This is a genomic window from Saccharothrix espanaensis DSM 44229, assembly GCF_000328705.1.
GTDB lineage: Bacteria > Actinomycetota > Actinomycetes > Mycobacteriales > Pseudonocardiaceae > Actinosynnema > Actinosynnema espanaense.
Window position 1 is genome coordinate 1,549,443 of sequence record NC_019673.1, and the last position, 16,450, is coordinate 1,565,892.

The 16,450-nt window shown below is 72.4% G+C and carries 19 protein-coding genes and 3 pseudogenes; 17 read left to right on the forward strand and 5 right to left on the reverse strand.

Annotated elements, in window-relative coordinates:
* Window positions 1-45 precede the first annotated feature (45 nt).
* On the reverse strand, window positions 46-828 hold the full coding sequence (locus tag BN6_RS07325; protein WP_041312205.1) for a GNAT family N-acetyltransferase: 783 nt from the start codon (window positions 826-828) through the stop codon (window positions 46-48).
* Between the two features lie 138 nt (window positions 829-966).
* Between BN6_RS07325 and BN6_RS48415 the strand changes: the two are divergent.
* The 14 genes and pseudogenes from BN6_RS48415 to BN6_RS46515 form a co-directional block, all read left to right on the forward strand.
* A pseudogene (locus BN6_RS48415) lies at window positions 967-1,677 on the forward strand (PhoH family protein); the annotation flags it as partial.
* Window positions 1,678-2,028: 351 nt separating this feature from the next.
* Window positions 2,029-2,475, forward strand: a pseudogene (locus BN6_RS48420) (LAGLIDADG family homing endonuclease); the annotation flags it as partial.
* Between the two features lie 276 nt (window positions 2,476-2,751).
* A pseudogene (locus BN6_RS48425) lies at window positions 2,752-3,120 on the forward strand (PhoH family protein); the annotation flags it as partial.
* A gap of 5 nt (window positions 3,121-3,125) precedes the next feature.
* Window positions 3,126-3,680: an rRNA maturation RNase YbeY gene (ybeY, locus tag BN6_RS07335; RefSeq protein WP_015098931.1), complete on the forward strand. Its 555-nt coding sequence runs from the start codon at window positions 3,126-3,128 to the stop codon at window positions 3,678-3,680.
* Between the two features lie 10 nt (window positions 3,681-3,690).
* The gene (locus BN6_RS07340; RefSeq protein WP_015098932.1) at window positions 3,691-4,995 is read left to right on the forward strand and encodes a hemolysin family protein; all 1,305 of its coding nucleotides are present in this window, start codon (window positions 3,691-3,693) and stop codon (window positions 4,993-4,995) included.
* Window positions 4,988-5,332, forward strand: a complete 345-nt coding sequence (locus tag BN6_RS07345; protein ID WP_015098933.1) for a hypothetical protein — start codon at window positions 4,988-4,990, stop codon at window positions 5,330-5,332. The genes BN6_RS07340 and BN6_RS07345 overlap by 8 nt, the downstream gene beginning before the upstream one ends.
* 41 nt (window positions 5,333-5,373) lie before the next feature.
* The gene (locus BN6_RS07350; protein WP_231905121.1) at window positions 5,374-5,658 is read left to right on the forward strand and encodes a (2Fe-2S) ferredoxin domain-containing protein; all 285 of its coding nucleotides are present in this window, start codon (window positions 5,374-5,376) and stop codon (window positions 5,656-5,658) included.
* A gap of 555 nt (window positions 5,659-6,213) precedes the next feature.
* Window positions 6,214-7,110 carry a GTPase Era gene (gene era, locus BN6_RS07355; RefSeq protein WP_015098935.1) on the forward strand — a complete coding sequence of 299 codons (897 nt, stop codon included), beginning with the start codon at window positions 6,214-6,216 and terminating at the stop codon, window positions 7,108-7,110.
* Between the two features lie 54 nt (window positions 7,111-7,164).
* Window positions 7,165-7,917 (forward strand): DNA repair protein RecO, encoded by a 753-nt coding sequence (gene recO, locus BN6_RS07360; protein WP_015098936.1) that lies wholly within the window; start codon window positions 7,165-7,167, stop codon window positions 7,915-7,917.
* Window positions 7,918-8,032: 115 nt separating this feature from the next.
* Window positions 8,033-8,857, forward strand: coding sequence for an isoprenyl transferase (locus BN6_RS07365; protein WP_015098937.1), 825 nt, complete (start codon window positions 8,033-8,035; stop codon window positions 8,855-8,857).
* The gene (locus tag BN6_RS07370; RefSeq protein ID WP_015098938.1) at window positions 8,854-9,315 is read left to right on the forward strand and encodes a hypothetical protein; all 462 of its coding nucleotides are present in this window, start codon (window positions 8,854-8,856) and stop codon (window positions 9,313-9,315) included. Before BN6_RS07365 ends, BN6_RS07370 begins: the two co-directional genes overlap by 4 nt.
* A gap of 1 nt (window position 9,316) precedes the next feature.
* The gene (locus tag BN6_RS07375) at window positions 9,317-9,589 is read left to right on the forward strand and encodes a hypothetical protein (RefSeq protein ID WP_015098939.1); all 273 of its coding nucleotides are present in this window, start codon (window positions 9,317-9,319) and stop codon (window positions 9,587-9,589) included.
* A gap of 42 nt (window positions 9,590-9,631) precedes the next feature.
* Window positions 9,632-10,642, forward strand: a complete 1,011-nt coding sequence (locus BN6_RS07380) for a permease (protein ID WP_015098940.1) — start codon at window positions 9,632-9,634, stop codon at window positions 10,640-10,642.
* A 37-nt stretch (window positions 10,643-10,679) separates the two neighbouring features.
* Window positions 10,680-11,552 (forward strand): TIGR03943 family putative permease subunit, encoded by an 873-nt coding sequence (locus tag BN6_RS46515; protein ID WP_015098941.1) that lies wholly within the window; start codon window positions 10,680-10,682, stop codon window positions 11,550-11,552.
* A gap of 15 nt (window positions 11,553-11,567) precedes the next feature.
* Here the strand turns inward: BN6_RS46515 and BN6_RS07390 are convergent, their stop codons facing one another.
* Genes BN6_RS07390 through BN6_RS07400 form a run of 3 tightly spaced genes read right to left on the reverse strand, consistent with a single transcriptional unit; the run spans window position 11,568 to window position 12,716 of the window.
* Window positions 11,568-12,014 carry a Fur family transcriptional regulator gene (locus BN6_RS07390; protein WP_015098942.1) on the reverse strand — a complete coding sequence of 149 codons (447 nt, stop codon included), beginning with the start codon at window positions 12,012-12,014 and terminating at the stop codon, window positions 11,568-11,570.
* The gene (locus BN6_RS07395; RefSeq protein ID WP_015098943.1) at window positions 12,011-12,406 is read right to left on the reverse strand and encodes an ArsR/SmtB family transcription factor; all 396 of its coding nucleotides are present in this window, start codon (window positions 12,404-12,406) and stop codon (window positions 12,011-12,013) included. Before BN6_RS07395 ends, BN6_RS07390 begins: the two co-directional genes overlap by 4 nt.
* Window positions 12,407-12,446: 40 nt before the next feature.
* Window positions 12,447-12,716 (reverse strand): hypothetical protein, encoded by a 270-nt coding sequence (locus BN6_RS07400; RefSeq protein WP_015098944.1) that lies wholly within the window; start codon window positions 12,714-12,716, stop codon window positions 12,447-12,449.
* Window positions 12,717-12,733: 17 nt separating this feature from the next.
* Here BN6_RS07400 and BN6_RS07405 point away from each other — a divergent pair, with 17 nt between their 5' ends.
* From BN6_RS07405 to BN6_RS07415, 3 genes are all read left to right on the forward strand, one after another.
* Window positions 12,734-13,111: an antibiotic biosynthesis monooxygenase family protein gene (locus BN6_RS07405; protein ID WP_015098945.1), complete on the forward strand. Its 378-nt coding sequence runs from the start codon at window positions 12,734-12,736 to the stop codon at window positions 13,109-13,111.
* 160 nt (window positions 13,112-13,271) lie between these two features.
* Complete coding sequence (locus BN6_RS07410) at window positions 13,272-14,657, forward strand: glycine--tRNA ligase (protein WP_015098946.1); 1,386 nt, start codon at window positions 13,272-13,274, stop codon at window positions 14,655-14,657.
* Window positions 14,658-14,662: 5 nt separating this feature from the next.
* Window positions 14,663-15,406, forward strand: a complete 744-nt coding sequence (locus BN6_RS07415) for an SMI1/KNR4 family protein (RefSeq protein ID WP_015098947.1) — start codon at window positions 14,663-14,665, stop codon at window positions 15,404-15,406.
* A gap of 49 nt (window positions 15,407-15,455) precedes the next feature.
* Here BN6_RS07415 and BN6_RS07420 read toward each other — a convergent pair whose 3' ends face one another.
* Complete coding sequence (locus BN6_RS07420) at window positions 15,456-16,394, reverse strand: AraC family transcriptional regulator (RefSeq protein ID WP_041312209.1); 939 nt, start codon at window positions 16,392-16,394, stop codon at window positions 15,456-15,458.
* Between the last annotated feature and the right edge of the window lie 56 nt (window positions 16,395-16,450).

Below are 16,450 nucleotides of genomic sequence, written 5' to 3' on the forward strand. Positions count from 1 at the left end.
GCTGCGACACAACCGGCAATCGGGTAATCCCGGTCGCCGACCCGGCTACCCCAGGGCCTGCATCACCGGAGCGAACAACTGCCGCCGGTCACCGCCCTGCGGGCCGCGCACCATCCGGTCCACTTCGAACCGGGCCGGCATCCCGTGCGCCGACAGCCACGCCGCCAACTCCGGGTCTGTGACGTCCACCCGCGCCGGACCACCGTCCGCCACGTCCGCGACCAGCGCCTTCGCCGCCTCGACCGAGTCCGCCACCACCGGCCCGACCACCAGCCGCCCGTCGTTGCGCCACCCCGCCGCGAACCCGCCCTCGGACACCACCACCCGTTCGGCGAACCCGAACAGCTCCGCCCACATAGCCGACCGGTCCGCCCCGAACACCGCCGCGTCCCGCGCCACCAGCCCCGCACGGTCCACCACCGGCCGGGACACCCCCGACGGCGGCACGTCCAGCACGCCGAAGTGCCCCGCGACCCGTTCCACCGACCGGAAGCCGAGCTTCTCGTACAGGGGCTTGCCGAACGAGGTCGCGTACAGCGACGCCTCCGGCGTGCCGGCGTCCGCCAGGGCGTGCTCCACGACCCGCCGCCCCAGCCCGCGACCGCCGTGACTCTCCGCCACCAGGACCATGCTCACCGCCGTGTGGCTGTCACCGAAACGAGTGGCGATCGTGGTGCCGACCAGCCGATCGCCGTCGAACAGCCCGAACCCCCGCCCCACCCGCAGCAGGAACGCCCACTTCGCTTCCTCCGGCGGCCACCCGCGGCCGACGGCCAGGGCCGTGCAAGCGGGCAGGTCGGACCGGGTCAACGCGCGCAAGGTCTCCACGTCTGACGAGTAGACCGCGCCTGTCCACCCCGTTTCTTACTCCGGTGCGGAGTGTCGGTGGGGGCGGCTAGCATCGGTGCGGTAGGTCAAGTACACCCGAGTTCGGCGCGAACGCGCAGGAAGCAGGCCCGAGGCCACGTGGCCGACACCGCTGACAACAAGCCGCAGTCCGGCCACGCCGCGGCTGACGCCCAGTCCAAGTTCGCCGTGCCCGACGGCGCGGTGCTCGCCCTGCTCGGGTCGCGTGACGAGAACCTCCGGCTCGCCGAAGAGCTGCTCGACGCCGACGTGCACGTGCGCGGCAACGAGATCACCCTCTCCGGCCCGCCCGCCGACGTCGCCTTCGCCGAACGGGTCTTCGGTGAACTGGTCACCCTCGCCAGCCGCGGCCAGGAGATCGGCCAGGACACCGTCCGCCGCACGGTCGCGATGCTGTCCGCGGGCACCGGCGAATCGCCGGCCGAGGTGCTCAGCCTCGACATCATCTCCCGCCGCGGCCGCACGATCCGCCCGAAGACGCTGAACCAGAAGCACTACGTCGACGCGATCGACCAGAACACCGTGGTCTTCGGCATCGGCCCGGCCGGCACCGGCAAGACCTACCTGGCGATGGCCAAGGCCGTCCAGGCGCTGCAGGCCAAGCAGGTCAACCGCATCATCCTGACCCGCCCGGCGGTCGAGGCCGGCGAACGCCTCGGCTACCTGCCCGGCACCCTCTACGAGAAGATCGACCCCTACCTGCGCCCGCTCTACGACGCCCTGCACGACATGGTCGACCCGGAATCCATCCCGCGCCTCACCCAGGCCGGCACGATCGAGGTCGCCCCCCTGGCCTACATGCGCGGCCGGGCACAGCCGGTCACCACCCGGGTGCTGACGCCCGAGGGCTTCCGCCCCATCGGCGAACTGCGCGTCGGCGACCTGGTCGTCGGCTCGAACGGCGAGCCGACCCCGGTGCTCGGCGTCTACCCGCAGGGCGAGAAGCAGATCTACCGGGTCACCGCGCAGGACGGCGCGTCCGTGCTCTGCTGCGGCGACCACCTGTGGACCGTCCGCACCGCCGCCGACCGCCGGCGCGACAAGCCGTGGCGGGTCCTGGAGACCAAGGAGATGGTCGGCGACCTCCGCGCCGCGCACCCGCGCCGGTACGAGTTGCCGCTGCTCAGCGCCCCGGTGTGCCTGCCGGAGCGCGAGGTCCCCATGGACCCGTACGCGCTCGGGCTGCTGCTCGGCGACGGCTGCCCCACCGGTTCCACCACCCCGACGTCCGCCACCGAGGACCAGGAACTGGTCACCGCGCTGGACACGGCCCTGTCCGGGGTCGAGGCCCGGTGGAAGGGCGGCCCCGACCACACGCTCAACCGCGTGCGGGCGCCCGGCGACGTGATCACCCGCGAGAACCCGGTCACCGGCGTGCTGCGCGCGCTGGGCCTGGCCGGCACCCGGTCGCACACCAAGTTCGTGCCCGAGGCCTACCTCGACAACAGCGCCGAGATCAGGCTGGGCGTGCTCCAGGGCCTGCTCGACGCCGACGGAGACCCGGTCACCCAGCTCGGCCGCACCTGCCGCATCCAGTACACGACCACCTCGCCCCGGCTGCGGGACGACGTGGTCGCGCTGGTCCGCTCGCTCGGCGGCGTCGCCCACGTCCGGCTGCGCGCGGCACCGGGCCGCGAGCCCGGACGCGCGAAAGGGCGTGACATCGCCCACCGCCACGACGCCCACGTCTTGGACCTCCGCCTGCCCGCGGGCGTCGAGCCGTTCCGGCTGGACCGCAAGCGGCGCAAGTACCAGGGCACGGGCGGCGGCCGGCCGATGCGGTTCATCGACGCCATCGAGCCCGAGGGCCGCGCCGAAGCGGTCTGCATCCAGGTCGCGGCGGCCGACTCGCTGTACGTCACCGAGGACTACCTGCTCACCCACAACACGCTCAACGACGCGTTCATCATCCTCGACGAGGCGCAGAACACCACGCCCGAGCAGATGAAGATGTTCCTCACCCGGCTCGGCCACGGCTCCAAGATCGTGGTGACCGGCGACATCACCCAGGTCGACCTGCCCGGCGGGCAGCGGTCCGGGCTCAAGGTCGTCCGGGACATCCTCGAAGGCGTCGAGGACGTCCACTTCTCCCTCCTGACCAGCAGCGACGTCGTCCGGCACCGGCTGGTCGCCGACATCGTCGACGCCTACGAGAAGTGGCAGGTCGAGCAGGAGGAGCACGACCTCGGCGACGACCGGAGGCCGCACGCCGGACCCGGTGCGCGGTCGCGCGGGCAGCGCCGGGGACGATAGGCGTCGTGAGCATCGAGATCGCGAACGAATCGGGCGTCGCGGTGGACGAGCCGTCCATCGTCTCCGCCGCCCGGTTCGCCCTGGACCGGATGGGCGTCAGCCCGTTGGCCGAGCTGTCCGTCCTGCTGGTGGAACTGGACGTCATGGCCGACCTGCACCAGCGCTGGATGGACCTGCCGGGACCGACCGACGTCATGGCGTTCCCGATGGACGAGCTGGACTCGGCCCGCCGCCCCGACGCGGCCGGGCTCGGGCCCGCGCTGCTCGGCGACATCGTGCTGTGCCCGGCGTTCGCCAAGGACCAGGCCAAGAAGGCGGGCCACAGCCTGCTCGACGAGCTGCACCTGCTGACCGTGCACGGCGTGCTGCACCTGCTGGGCTACGACCACGCCGAGCCCGCCGAGGAGCGCGAGATGTTCACCCTCCAGAACCGGATCCTGGGCGACTACCGCACCGCCGCCGCCGAGGCGGAGCGCAAGTCGGCGCAGCGCGAAGCCGACTCCAAGCTGCTCGGGGCGGTGGGCCTGGAGGATTCCGACAGGCCCGACCCGACCGCTTGAGGCGGCCGAGGTGACCGGGGAACCCACGACCCTGATCGGGCTGGCGGTCGCGCTGGTGCTGGCGGCCGGCGCGTTCGCGGGCGCGGACGCGGCGCTGGGCACCGTGTCGCGGGCGCGCGTCGAAGCGCTCCAGCGGCAGGGCCGGGCCGGCACCCGGCAGCTCATCCAGGTGCTCGCCGACCGGCCGCGGCACGTCAACCTGCTGCTGTTGCTGCGGCTGGGCTGCGAACTGTCGGCGACGGTGCTGGTCACCGTCGTGTGCCTGGAACTGATCTCCACCGGCTGGGTGGCCGTGCTGGTCGCCGGGCTGAGCATGCTGGTCGTGTCCTACGTGCTGGTCGGCGTCGGCCCGCGGACCATCGGCCGGCAGCACCCGTACGCGGTCAGCCTCATCGCCGCCGGGCCCATCCGGGTGCTCGGCCGGGTGCTCGGGCCGCTGTCGCGGCTGCTGATCCTGATCGGCAACGCGATCACCCCCGGCAAGGGCTTCCGCGAAGGCCCGTTCTCCTCCGAGGTCGAGCTGCGCGAGCTGGTCGACATGGCGCAGGAACGCGGCGTCGTGGACGAGGGCGAGCGCGAGATGATCCACTCGGTGTTCGAGCTCGGCGACACCATCGCGCGCGAGGTGATGGTGCCGCGCACCGAGATCGTGTGGATCGAGCAGTCCAAGTCGGTCCGGCAGGCGCTGGCCCTGTCGCTGCGCACCGGCTACACGCGGGTGCCGGTGATCGGTGAGAGCGTGGACGACATCGTCGGCGTGGTGAACCTCAAGGACCTGGTGCGGCTGACCCTCGCCGAGGAGCCCAACGGCACGTCCGTCGCGGACGTGATGAAGCCGGCGTCGTTCATCCCCGACTCGAAACCCATCGCGGACCTGCTGCGCGAGATGCAGCTCTCCCGCAACCACCTGGCGATCGTGGTCGACGAGTACGGCGGCACCGCGGGCCTGCTGACGATCGAGGACATCCTGGAGGAGATCGTCGGCGAGATCACCGACGAGTCCGACACCGAGGACCGCCCGCCGGTCGAGCACCTGGCCGACGGTTCGGTGCGGGTCAGCGCGCGGCTGCCGGTGGACGACCTCGACGCGTTGTTCGGCACGGAGCTGGACGACCACGAGGTCGAGACGGTCGGCGGCCTGCTCGCCCAACGCCTGGGCCGCGTGCCGCTGCCCGGGACCGAGGCGGAGATCGCGGGCCTGCGGATGCGGGCCGAGGGCGGCAAGGACGAACGCGGGCGGATGCGCATCACCACGGTGCTCGTGCGGCCGGTGGACAACGGCGACACTTCGGCGGAGGGAACCCCCGGTGACTGACCTCGACCACGACCTCGACCCGGAGGACGCCAAGATCATCACCCTGGCCCGCTCGGCCAGGGCGCGCACGGGTGCCGCCGAGGGCGCGGCGGTGCGCGACACCGACGGACGCACGTACGCGGCGACCACGGTGGCGTTGCCGTCGTTGCGGCTGACCGCGCTCCAAGCCGCCGTCGCGGCCGCCGTGTCCAGCGGCGCGGAGGGCTTGGAGGCGGCGGCCGTGGTGACGGCGGCGGAAGCCGTGGACGCGGACTCGGTGGCGGCGGCGCGCGACCTCACGGCAGGCGTGCCGGTGCTGCGCGCGGACGGCACCGGCACACTCCGGGAAACCGTGTAGTGGCACATGTGACCGTGTGTCGCGGGTGTTGCTGCGGCACGGTGAAGAAGCACCCCGAGTACGACCACGACGAGCAGTTGCGTCGGCTGGAAGCGGTGGCGGAACGGTCCGGCGGGCGCGTGCGGGTGCGCACGGCGGACTGCCTGGACGCCTGCGAGAACTCCAACATCGTGGTCGTCAAACCACCCGGAGCGAAGCCGGTGTGGCTGGGTCTCGTGCTGCACGACGCGGTGATGGACGACCTGGAGCAGTGGCTCACCACCGGCGGCCCCCTCCCGGCGAAACTGGAGCTGAACCGGGTCACCCCACCCGCCCAATCCGACTGACGCCCGCCCGATCCGCCCATCGGCCATCCACGGTCCGTCTGCCGGCAGCTGGACCGCAGCCGGCCGTTCTGGTTCAGTCACGGCCTGCTGGGCTCACGCACCGCCGGGTTGGCCGGCTGTCGGTCCGGGATGGCTGTCCATCGAGCTGGCTGGTGGGCGTTTGCGTGTTCCGGTGAACTCCAGGTGTGCTCCAGGTGGGCTCCGCTGTGAGTCGAACGCGCGCGAAAGCCGCGAGCCTGCCGTTGCACAAGCCCCCCGCCGCGCCTCGCCTCCATACTTCCTCGGCAACGAAATCATGATCCGGAAAGTGCCCGATCCGACGCTGGTTCACGACATGGGGTGAAGTCGGTACGGGCGGACAACCGGACGCCGTCCCCGGAGCATGGGATACGGGCGGGGGAGCGTGGGGACGGGTCTGGAGGGGTGGGGAACGGGGCTGGCGGGGGGTGGTGACGGCTTGGGGGAGGTGTCGGGTCGTCCTTCGCAGCACACGCCGCCGAACGCCGCTGCGAGGGGTGGAGGGGCGGGGCGGCGGGGGATGGGGACAATGGGCGGATGGATGGTTATCGCTCCGGGTTCGCCTGCTTTGTCGGTCGGCCCAACGCCGGCAAGTCGACGTTGACGAACGCGCTGGTGGGGACGAAGATCGCGATCACCTCCAGCAAGCCCCAGACGACCCGGCACACGATCCGCGGCATCGTGCACCGCTCCGACGGCCAGCTGATCCTGGTCGACACGCCGGGGCTGCACCGGCCTCGCACGTTGCTCGGCCAGCGGCTCAACGACCTGGTCCGGGAGACGTGGTCGGAGGTCGACGTGGTCGGCTTCTGCGTCCCGGCCGACCAGAAGGTGGGCCCGGGGGACAAGTTCATCGCCGCCGAGCTGGAGAAGATCGCCAAGCGCACCCCGGTGGTCGGCATCGTCACCAAGACCGACCTGGTCAGCCAGCAGCAGGTCGCCGAGCAGCTGCTCGCGCTGCAGAACGTGATGGACTTCGCCGACCTCATCCCGGTCTCCGCGCAGGACGGCTTCCAGGTCGACACGCTCTCCGACCTGCTGCTGGGCAAGCTGCCCGAGGGGCCGCCGCTCTACCCGGACGGCGAGCTCACCGACGAGCCCGAGCAGACGCTGGTCGCCGAGCTGATCCGGGAGGCCGCGCTGGAGGGCGTGCGCGACGAGCTGCCGCACTCGATCGCGGTCGTGGTGGAGGAGATGCTGCCCCGGGAGGGGCGCGACGACCTGCTCGACGTGCACGCCAACGTGTTCGTGGAGCGCCCCAGCCAGAAGGCGATCATCCTCGGGCACCGGGGGGAGCGGCTCAAGCAGGTGGGCATCACCGCCCGCCGGCACATCGAGAAGCTGCTGGGCACCCGCGTCTACCTCGACCTGCACATCAAGATCGCCAAGGACTGGCAGCGCGACCCGAAGCAGCTTCGTAGACTGGGGTTCTGACCCGCGGACGGCCGCGGGGCGTGCGGTGCCGGAGAGTCTGGGGTTGTTCAAGCGATGGCCAACCTGTACCGGGACACGGGTGTGGTCCTGCGGGTGCAGAAGCTCGGCGAGGCCGACCGGATCATCACCCTGCTGACCCAGAAGCACGGCAAGGTGCGCGCGGTCGCCAAGGGGGTGCGCCGGACGTCCTCCCGGTTCGGCGCGCGCCTGGAACCGTTCGGGCACGTCGACGTCCAGTTCTACCCGGGCCGCTCGCTCGACGTGGTCACCCAGGTGCAGACGCTGGACGCGTTCGGCGTCGCCCTGGTCGACGACTACCAGCGCTACACGGCCGCGTGCGCGGTGCTGGAGACCGCCGACCGGCTGACCGCCGAGGAGGGCGAGCCGGTGCTGCGGCTCTACCTGCTGGTCACCGGCGCGCTGCGGGCGTTGGCCGGCAAGGAGCGGGACCCCTCGCTGGTCCTCGACGCGTTCCTGATGCGCGCGATGTCGTTCGCGGGCTGGGCCCCGGCGGTGAACGAGTGCGCGCGCTGCGGCGACCCCGGCCCGCACCGGGCGTTCAACGTGCACGCGGGCGGCCTGGTGTGCCACAACTGCCGGCCGCCGGGCAGCGCCCAGCCCAACGAGGCCACGCTGCGCCTGCTCGGGGCGCTGCTGCACGGCGAGTGGGACGTGGTGGACACCATCCCGAACGCCCCTCGGCGCGAGGCCAGCGGCCTGGTGGCCGCGCACCTCCAGTGGCACCTGGAGCGGCAGCTCCGGTCGCTGCCGCTGGTCGAGCGCAAGGCGCCCCTGGTCGACGGATAGAGTCGCCAGCCGCACCGAATCCCCCTCTGCCCGCGTGCCCGCCGGTCGTGCGCACCAGGCGCCCGGCCCGACGGGGCCACGCTGGGGAACCGACCTCCGAGAGGACTCTGCCCACATGCTTCGCCGAAGGCGGGCCGAACGCGTCGCGCGTGCTCCCCGACCCCCGGACCCGCACCCCTCCGGCGCCGTCCCGCCGTCGATCCCGTCCGACCTCGTGCCGCGGCACGTCGCGATCGTGATGGACGGCAACGGCCGGTGGGCCAACCAGCGCGGCCTGTCCCGCATCGAGGGGCACAAGCGCGGCGAGGCCGTGGTCGTGGAGGCGGCCAAGGGCGCGATCGAGCTGGGCGTGAAGTGGCTGTCGCTCTACGCGTTCTCCACCGAGAACTGGCGGCGCAGCCCGGAGGAGGTCCGGTTCCTGATGGGCTTCAGCCGCGACGTCATCCGGCACCGCACCGACGAGCTCGACGAGCTCGGCGTCCGGGTGCGGTGGGCGGGGCGGCGGCCCCGGCTGTGGCGCAGCGTGATCAACGAGCTGGAGGTCGCCGAGGAGCGCACCCGCGACAACGGGGTGCTGAACCTGGCGATGTGCATCAACTACGGCGGCCGGGCCGAGGTCGGCGACGCCGCCCGGGAGATCGCCCGGCTGGCCGCCGCGGGCCGGCTCAACCCGGACAAGGTGGACGAGCGGACCATCGCCAAGTACCTGTACCAGCCGGACATGCCGGACGTGGACCTGTTCATCCGGCCGTCGGGCGAGCAGCGCACGTCGAACTTCCTGCTGTGGCAGTCGGCGTACGCGGAGCTGGTGTTCCAGGACATCCTGTGGCCGGACTTCGACCGGCTGGACCTGTGGCGGGCGTGCGAGTCGTTCGCCCGGCGGGACCGGCGGTTCGGCGGCGCGGTGGACAAGCCCGATGTGGACGAGGAGAACGAGTGACCGACGAGCCCGCAGCGACGGGGGATCCCGCGGTGGACGACGACGCCGCGGTGACCGCGCGGCTGCTGACCGCGGCGCGGGAGGCGCTGGAGCTGTTCCACGAGGTGCACGTGGACGACGACGGGGCGTTGAGCTTCCGGCACGGCGACGTCCCGTGCGCGGTGCAGGCCATGCGGCTGGCCGAGGGGCTGACCGTGCTGAGCTTGACCTGCGTGGTCGCCTGGGATCTGCCGCACAACCCCGACCTGGCCGCTTCGGCGGCGGAACGGGCGGGTCAGGGCCTGTTCGGCACGCTGGGTGTGGTGCCCACCGAGCGGGGTGTCGACGTGACCCTGCGGTACGCGTTCCCGGCCGAGGGGCTGCGTACCGAACCGCTGAGCACCCTGCTCATGCTGGTGGTCTCCACGGCGTCCCAGCTGCGCGTGGAGCTGCTGGCGGGCGCGGAAGGCGGTGCGTGACGTGGCCGGGGTGATCGTGTACGAGCCGGACGACGACGCGGAGGTCGAGGGGTTGCCGTGGGCGATCACCTTCGAGGCGTCGGCGGGTGAGGACTGGGACTCGTTCGTGTGCGGCCCGTACGAGCGCGACGAGGCGGTGGCGCTGGCGGAGTCGGTGATCGTCGAGGGGCGCGGGGTGACGGCCGTGGTGGAGCCGCTGCTGCCGGTGCGCAGCGCGATGGACGTGCTGTCCACGATCGACGAGCTCCGCGAAGAGGTCGAAGACCCGACGTAGGTCGGTTCGGCGGCGCGGGCGACGCCTGGCATCATCTCGAAAGTGACAATCACTGGCGAGATCCGGGGGTCACGCCCGCGCCGCACGCCACCCCGCTTCCGGGTGACGTCGCTGGAGGTCCTGTGCGTGGTGCTGGTGCTGGCGCTGCTGTTCCAGGACTGGCTGGTGTCGGCCCTGAACGTGCCGGTGTTGCGCACGGCGTCCACGGTGTTCGTCGCGGTGTGCGTGCAGGCGATGCCGTTCCTCGTGATCGGGGTGCTGATCAGCGGTGCCATCGCGGCGTTCGTGCCGCCGAGCGCGCTGCGCAGGCTTTTGCCGAAGAACACCGCGCTCGCGGTGCCGGTGGCCGGGGTCGCCGGGATCGCGTTGCCGGGGTGCGAGTGCGCGTCGGTGCCGGTGGCGCGCCGGTTGATGCAGCAGGGTGTCGCGCCGGCGGTCGCGCTGTCGTTCCTGCTGGCCGCGCCGGCGGTGAACCCGATCGTGCTGGTGTCGACGGCGGTGGCCTTCCGGGACGCGCCGCTGATGGTGCCCGCCCGGTTCCTCGGGTCGCTGCTGACCGCCGTGGTGATGGGCTGGCTGTGGACCCGGTTCGGCAAGGCCGGGTGGATCGCCGAACGCGCCCTGCGCCGGCTGCCCGACCGCGACGGCACGTCCCGCTGGCTGGTGTTCGCCGAGACGGCCCGGCACGACCTGGTCGAGGCCGGCGGGTTCCTGGTGCTCGGCGGGGTGTTCGCGGCGGCGTTCAACGTGCTGGTGCCGACCGAGTGGCTGGAGACGTTGGCCGGCCAGCTGGTGCTCGCGGTGCTGGTGATGGCGCTGCTGGCGGTGGTGCTGGCGCTGTGCAGCGAGGCGGACGCGTTCGTCGCGGTGTCGATGTCCGCGCTGCCGCTGCTGCCCCGGCTGGTGTTCCTGGTGGTGGGTCCGGCGGTGGACGTGAAGCTGATCGCGTTGCAGGCCGGGGCGTTCGGCCGGGGGTTCGCGGCCCGGTTCGCCCCGGTGACGTTCGTGGTGGCCATCCTGTGCGCGCTGGCGGCGGGCGCGGTGTTCCTGTGAGCGCCCGGACGGGCGTCGTGGCGAGGTGGGGGACCTGATGCGGCGGGAGACCCAGAACGTCCTGTTGGTGCTGCTCGGCGGCGCGCTGCTCAAGCTCGCGCTCAGCGGCACCTACCTGCGCTACGTCAAGGAGTCGCTCCAGCCGTGGTTGATCGCCACCGGGGCGATCATGATCGTGCTCGCGGCGGTGGCGATCGCGCGTGACCTGCGGCTCGGGCGAGCCGCCCCACAGCCCGCCGACGCGTCCACCGTCGCCACCTCGGGCGACACCTCTACCACTGCCGCTTCCACCGCTGGCACCTCTGCCGCTGCCACCGCCACCGCTGGCGCCTCGGCCGACGCCACCGCCGCTGACGCCTCGGTCGAGGACGGGCACGGGCACGGCGTGGTCCACCACGACGGGCACGAGCACGGGTCGTCGCGCAGCCCGTGGATGCTGCTGCTGCCGGTGCTCGCGGTGTTCCTGATCAGCCCGCCCGCGCTGGGCGCGGACACGGTGAACCGGTCGGACCGCAACGCGGCGCAGGAGTCCAAGGCGGGCAACGGTTTCGCGCCGCTGCCCGGCGACCGGGTGATCCCGCTGACCATCGGCGAGTTCGTCACCCGCACCGCGTGGGACGACTCGGGCTCGCTCAACGACCGGACCGTCAAGCTGACCGGGTTCATCGTGCGCAAGGACCAGAACGTCTACCTCGCGCGGCTGACCATCTCCTGCTGCGCCGCCGACGCCGCCCCGGTCAAGACGCTGATCACCGGCCAGGACTTCGGCGCGCTGCCGACCGACCAGTGGGTCGAGGCGGTCGGGCGGGTCGTGCCCGGCTCGGCGACCAGGGACAATGCCTACGTGCCGACGTTCACCGTCGCCGAGGTCACGCCCATCGTGCCGCCGGAGGACACCTACGAGGGCTAGGACGCCTACCCGGGGTCAGGCCGAGGGCTTCGCCGCCGCGGCGGCGGTCTTGGCGCAGTCCGCGCACGTGCCGAAGATCTCCACCGTGTGGCTGACCTCGGAGAACCCGTTCTCCTCGGCCACCCGGTCGGCCCACCGCTCCACCGTCGGGCCCTCCACCTCGACGGTGCGCCCGCAGGTGCGGCACACCAGGTGGTGGTGGTGGTGCGACGAGCAGCGCCGGTAGATCGCCTCGCCGGAGTCGGTGCGCAGCACGTCCACCTCGCCCGCGTCGGCCAGCGACTGGAGCGTCCGGTACACCGTGGTCAGGCCGATGCCCTCGCCGCGCCGGCGCAGCTCCTCGTGCAGCTCCTGCGCCGAGCGGAAGTCGTCCAGCGAGTCGAGCAGCCGGGACACGGCGGTGCGCTGCTTGGTGGACCGCAGCCCCGGCACGTTGGTGTTGGGGCGCTCACTGGTGGTCACAGTTCCTCCGTCCCGAGTACTCCGGAGTTGATACCACGCGGACCTTCGTCGACGTGCGTCACGGCGTCCACGACGATGTGCGCCAGGTGCTCGTCCACCAGCCGGTAGACCACCTCCCGGCCGTGCCGCTCGCCGTGCACGACACCCGCCGCCTTGAGCACCCGCAGGTGCTGGCTGATCAGCGGCTGGGCCACGCCCAGCGCCTCGACCAGCTCGTGCACGCACCGGTCGGCCTCGCGCAGCTGGAGCACGATCGCGATGCGCACCGGCGCGGCGAGCGCGCGCAGCAGCTCCCCGGCGGCCGACAGCGTGTGCGCGGGCCGAGGGGGCACGGGGTTGGCCGCGCCGCGTGTCGGGGAGTGCACGTGCTCGCTCCGCACTTCGACCGTCACGGCGCCTCCGACCACGTGGTATGGATTTTCACCACCAATACTACGTTCCCAGCACAGACCAGGTCACAAGCACAAGAACCGCAAGTACCAAGACCCGCAGGACGCGGGCGCTCGGCGCCAGGAACCGCCACGTCACCGCGAGCAGTCCGGCCACCCCGAGCACGAGCAGGCCGAGCAGCGCCGCGCCGACCGCGCCGCGCACCCACACCCCCGCGATGAACAGGGCCAGGACCAGCAGGAACACCACCGGGGCAGGCACCTTGGCCAACGGCCCGGTACCGGGGATCAGCGTCCGCTTCGAATCCGCCACCGTGGCATCCTTGCACCGTGCTGCTCGTGTGCCGGTTCACCGTGCCCGTGTCCGAAGTCCCGGCGTTCACCGCGCGCGTCGGCCGTGCGCTGGAGCTGCTGACCGCGCGGCCGGGCTGCCGGCGCGGCGCGCTGGGCCGGTCGACCGACGAGGAGGACCTGTTCGTGCTGACCGTCGAGTTCGACTCGGTGGTCGCCTACCGGCGCGCGCTCTCGCCGTTCGAGGTGCGCGAACACGTCGTGCCGCTGCTGTCCGAGGCGGTCGCCGAACCCGCCGCCTTCGAACCGCTCCTGGTCGCCGACGGCGGCGCGGTGGACCGCCTGACCAGCCTGGTCGCCGCCGACGCCGGCACCGTCCGGCTCGGTGAGGCCGCTGGCCCCACCACCCCTCGCTGACCCCGCGCCTACGGCGGCCCGCTCCCGCTCGGCGCATGCTCCCGGCCCGGCGGGTATTCGCGCAGGGTAGGGGCGCTTGCGCCGTGGTCGCCCGATGGAGGCGGGACCCCGGCGGCTACCCTGGCAACCCCGTTCACCCGCCCCTCCGATGGAGTTGTCCGTGGCAGCCGATCGCATCGAGACCGTCGTCAGCCTGTGCAAGCGCCGCGGGTTCGTGTACCCGTGCGGCGAGATCTACGGCGGGACGAGGTCGGCCTGGGACTACGGTCCTCTCGGCGTCGAGCTGAAGGACAACATCAAGCGGCAGTGGTGGAACTACATGGTCCGCGGCCGTGAGGACGTGGTGGGGCTGGACTCGTCGGTGATCCTGCCGCGCGAGGTGTGGACGGCGTCCGGGCACGTCGAGGCGTTCGTCGACCCGCTGGTCGAGTGCAACGCGTGCCACAAGCGGTTCCGGCAGGACACGCTGGTCGAGGAGTACGCCGAGCGCACCGGCAAGCAGGTCGCCGAGGGCGACGTGTCCGACGTGCCGTGCCCGAACTGCGGCAACCGCGGCCAGTACACCGAGCCGAAGATGTTCAACGGCCTGCTCAAGACCCACCTCGGCCCGGTGGAGACCGACGAGGGCCTGCACTACCTGCGCCCGGAGACCGCGCAGGGCATCTTCACCAACTTCCTGAACGTGCAGACCACGTCGCGGCGCAAGCCGCCGTTCGGCATCGGCCAGATCGGCAAGAGCTTCCGCAACGAGATCACGCCCGGCAACTTCATCTTCCGGACCCGCGAGTTCGAGCAGATGGAGATGGAGTTCTTCGTCGAGCCCGGCACCGACGAGGAGTGGCACCAGTACTGGATCGACGAGCGCACCCGCTGGTACACCGAGCTGGGCCTGTCGAAGGAGAACCTGCGGCACTTCGAGCACCCGAAGGAGAAGCTGTCGCACTACGCGAAGCGGACCGTCGACATCGAGTACCGCTTCCAGTTCGGCGGCCAGGAGTGGGGCGAGCTGGAGGGCATCGCCAACCGCACCGACTTCGACCTCACCACCCACTCGAACCACTCGGGCGTCGACCTGTCGTACTTCGACCAGGCGACGAACTCGCGCTACCGGCCGTTCGTGATCGAGCCGGCGGCGGGCGTCGGCCGGCCGATGATGGCGTTCCTGCTGGAGGCCTACACCGAGGACGAGGCCCCCAACGCCAAGGGCGGTGTGGACAAGCGGGTCGTGCTGCGGCTGGACCGCCGGCTCGCGCCGGTCAAGGCGGCCGTGCTGCCGCTCTCGCGCAACGCCGACCTCTCGCCCAAGGCGAAGGACCTGGCCAACGCGCTGCGCCGGCACTGGAACATCGAGTTCGACGACGCGGGCGCGATCGGCCGCCGCTACCGCCGGCAGGACGAGATCGGCACGCCGTTCTGCGTCACGGTCGACTTCGACACCCTCACCGACCACGCGGTGACCGTGCGGGAGCGCGACACCATGTCCCAGGAGCGGGTGTCGATGGACCAGCTGGAGTCCTACCTGGCGGCTCGTCTCGTCGGAGCCTGACGGCCGTGCGGCCCGACCTGGTCCTGCTGCGCGAGCTGGTGGACAGCGGGTCGGCGGTGGACGCCCGGCCCGACGGCGGCCTCGCCGAGGCGGCGATCGTGGCCGCGGAGGCCACCGTCGGGCCGTTGTCGCCGTCGTTCCGGTGGTGGCTGGCCGAGTACGGGACGGGCTCGGTGGACGGGATGCCGATCGCCGCCCCCGCGGGCGTCGTCCCCGAGAACGTCGAGGAGACCGCGGCCGGGCTGGTCGACGGCCTGGACGGGACGCGGCTGTGGTTCTGCGCGGAGCCGTGCGGCCACCGCTACGGCTTCGCGCTGGACGTGGTGGTCGACGGCGAGCACCAGGTGGTGGAGCGGGACCCGTTCTCCGGTGAGGACGAGCCGGTGGCCGAGTCGTTCGCCGGGTTCCTGGCGGTGAGCGAGGCCCGCGCGGCGGGCCTGCGTGACGGGCCGAACCCGACCGTCGCCGCGCTGTGGCGGTCCACGCCGGGCGTGCTGCGCGCGGACGGGGTGCTGCTCTACGGGCCGCAGACGATCCGCGAGCGCAACGAGACCTACGAGGTGCCGCGGTACGCGCCGCACTGGGTGCTGGTCGGGGACGACAGCGGTGGTTCCGGGTTCTTCATGCGCCGGCACGGCCGGGACCGGGTCTCGGTGTACCGGCTCGACCTGGGCGCGGTGGACGAGGACGTGGCCTTGGACGGCGAGTTCGTGACCGACGACCTGCTCGGCTGGCTCGACCGGCCCTGACCGGCGGGCCCGGCGCAAGGGATCTGGCGCAGGGGATCTGGCGCGGAGGTCAGGCGCTGAGGTCCTCGCGGGTGCGGTGCTCGGACGGGCTCACGCCGCGCACCCGCTTGAACGCCGCGCTGAGCGCGAACGGCGTGCTGTAGCCGACCTGGCGGGCCACCGCGGCGAGCGTCGCGGACGGCTCGCGCAGCAGGTCGGCGGCGAGGGTCAGCCGCCAGTCGGTCAGGTAGGCCATCGGCGGTTCGCCGACCAGTTCGGTGAACCGGCGGGCCAGCGCGGCCCGCGAGACGCCCGCCGCGCCGGCCAGCGACGCCACGGTCCACTGGCGGGCCGGGTCGGCGTGCAGCAGGCGCAGCGCGCGGCCGACGACGGGGTCGCCGTGCGCCTGGTACCAGCCGGGCGCGTCGGCCTCCGGCCGGCAGAACCACGAGCGCAGCACGGAGATCAGCAGCAGGTCGAGCAGGCGGTCCAGGACGGCTTCCTGGCCGGGCTCGTCCTTGGCGACCTCGCCGGCCAGCAGCGGCACCAGCGGCAGGTCGGACTCGGGGGCCACCAGCAGCGGCGGCAGCACCGCGAGCAGGCGGCGGCTGACCTCGCCGTCGAGCTGGTAGGTGCCCGACAGCAGCACGACCGAGCCGTTCGGGTCGCCGCCCCACGTGCGCACGCCCAGGTCCCACCGCTCGCACAGCGCCGCGCCGTCCGGCGTGGTGCTGATCTCGCCGGGGTGCACGACGGCCTGCACGGGCGTGCCGGGGTCGTCGGCCAGCGTGTACGGGTCGGGGCCGCGCAGCACCGCCACGTCGCCCTGGCGCAGCCGCACGGGGTCGCCGGTGTGCGGGAGCACCCAGCCCCCGCCGCGCACCACCGCCACCACGGTCAACGGGGCGTGGTCCTCGATGCGCAGCGACCACGGCGGGTCCAGGACCGTGCGCAGCAGGAACGCCCCGCGCGCCCGCGGTCCGTCGAGCAGTCCGGCCAGAGCGTCCACGACGACCAGCCTAGAGACGATCGGACATGGCATCGAGCCCCTGCGCCATGGAAAGT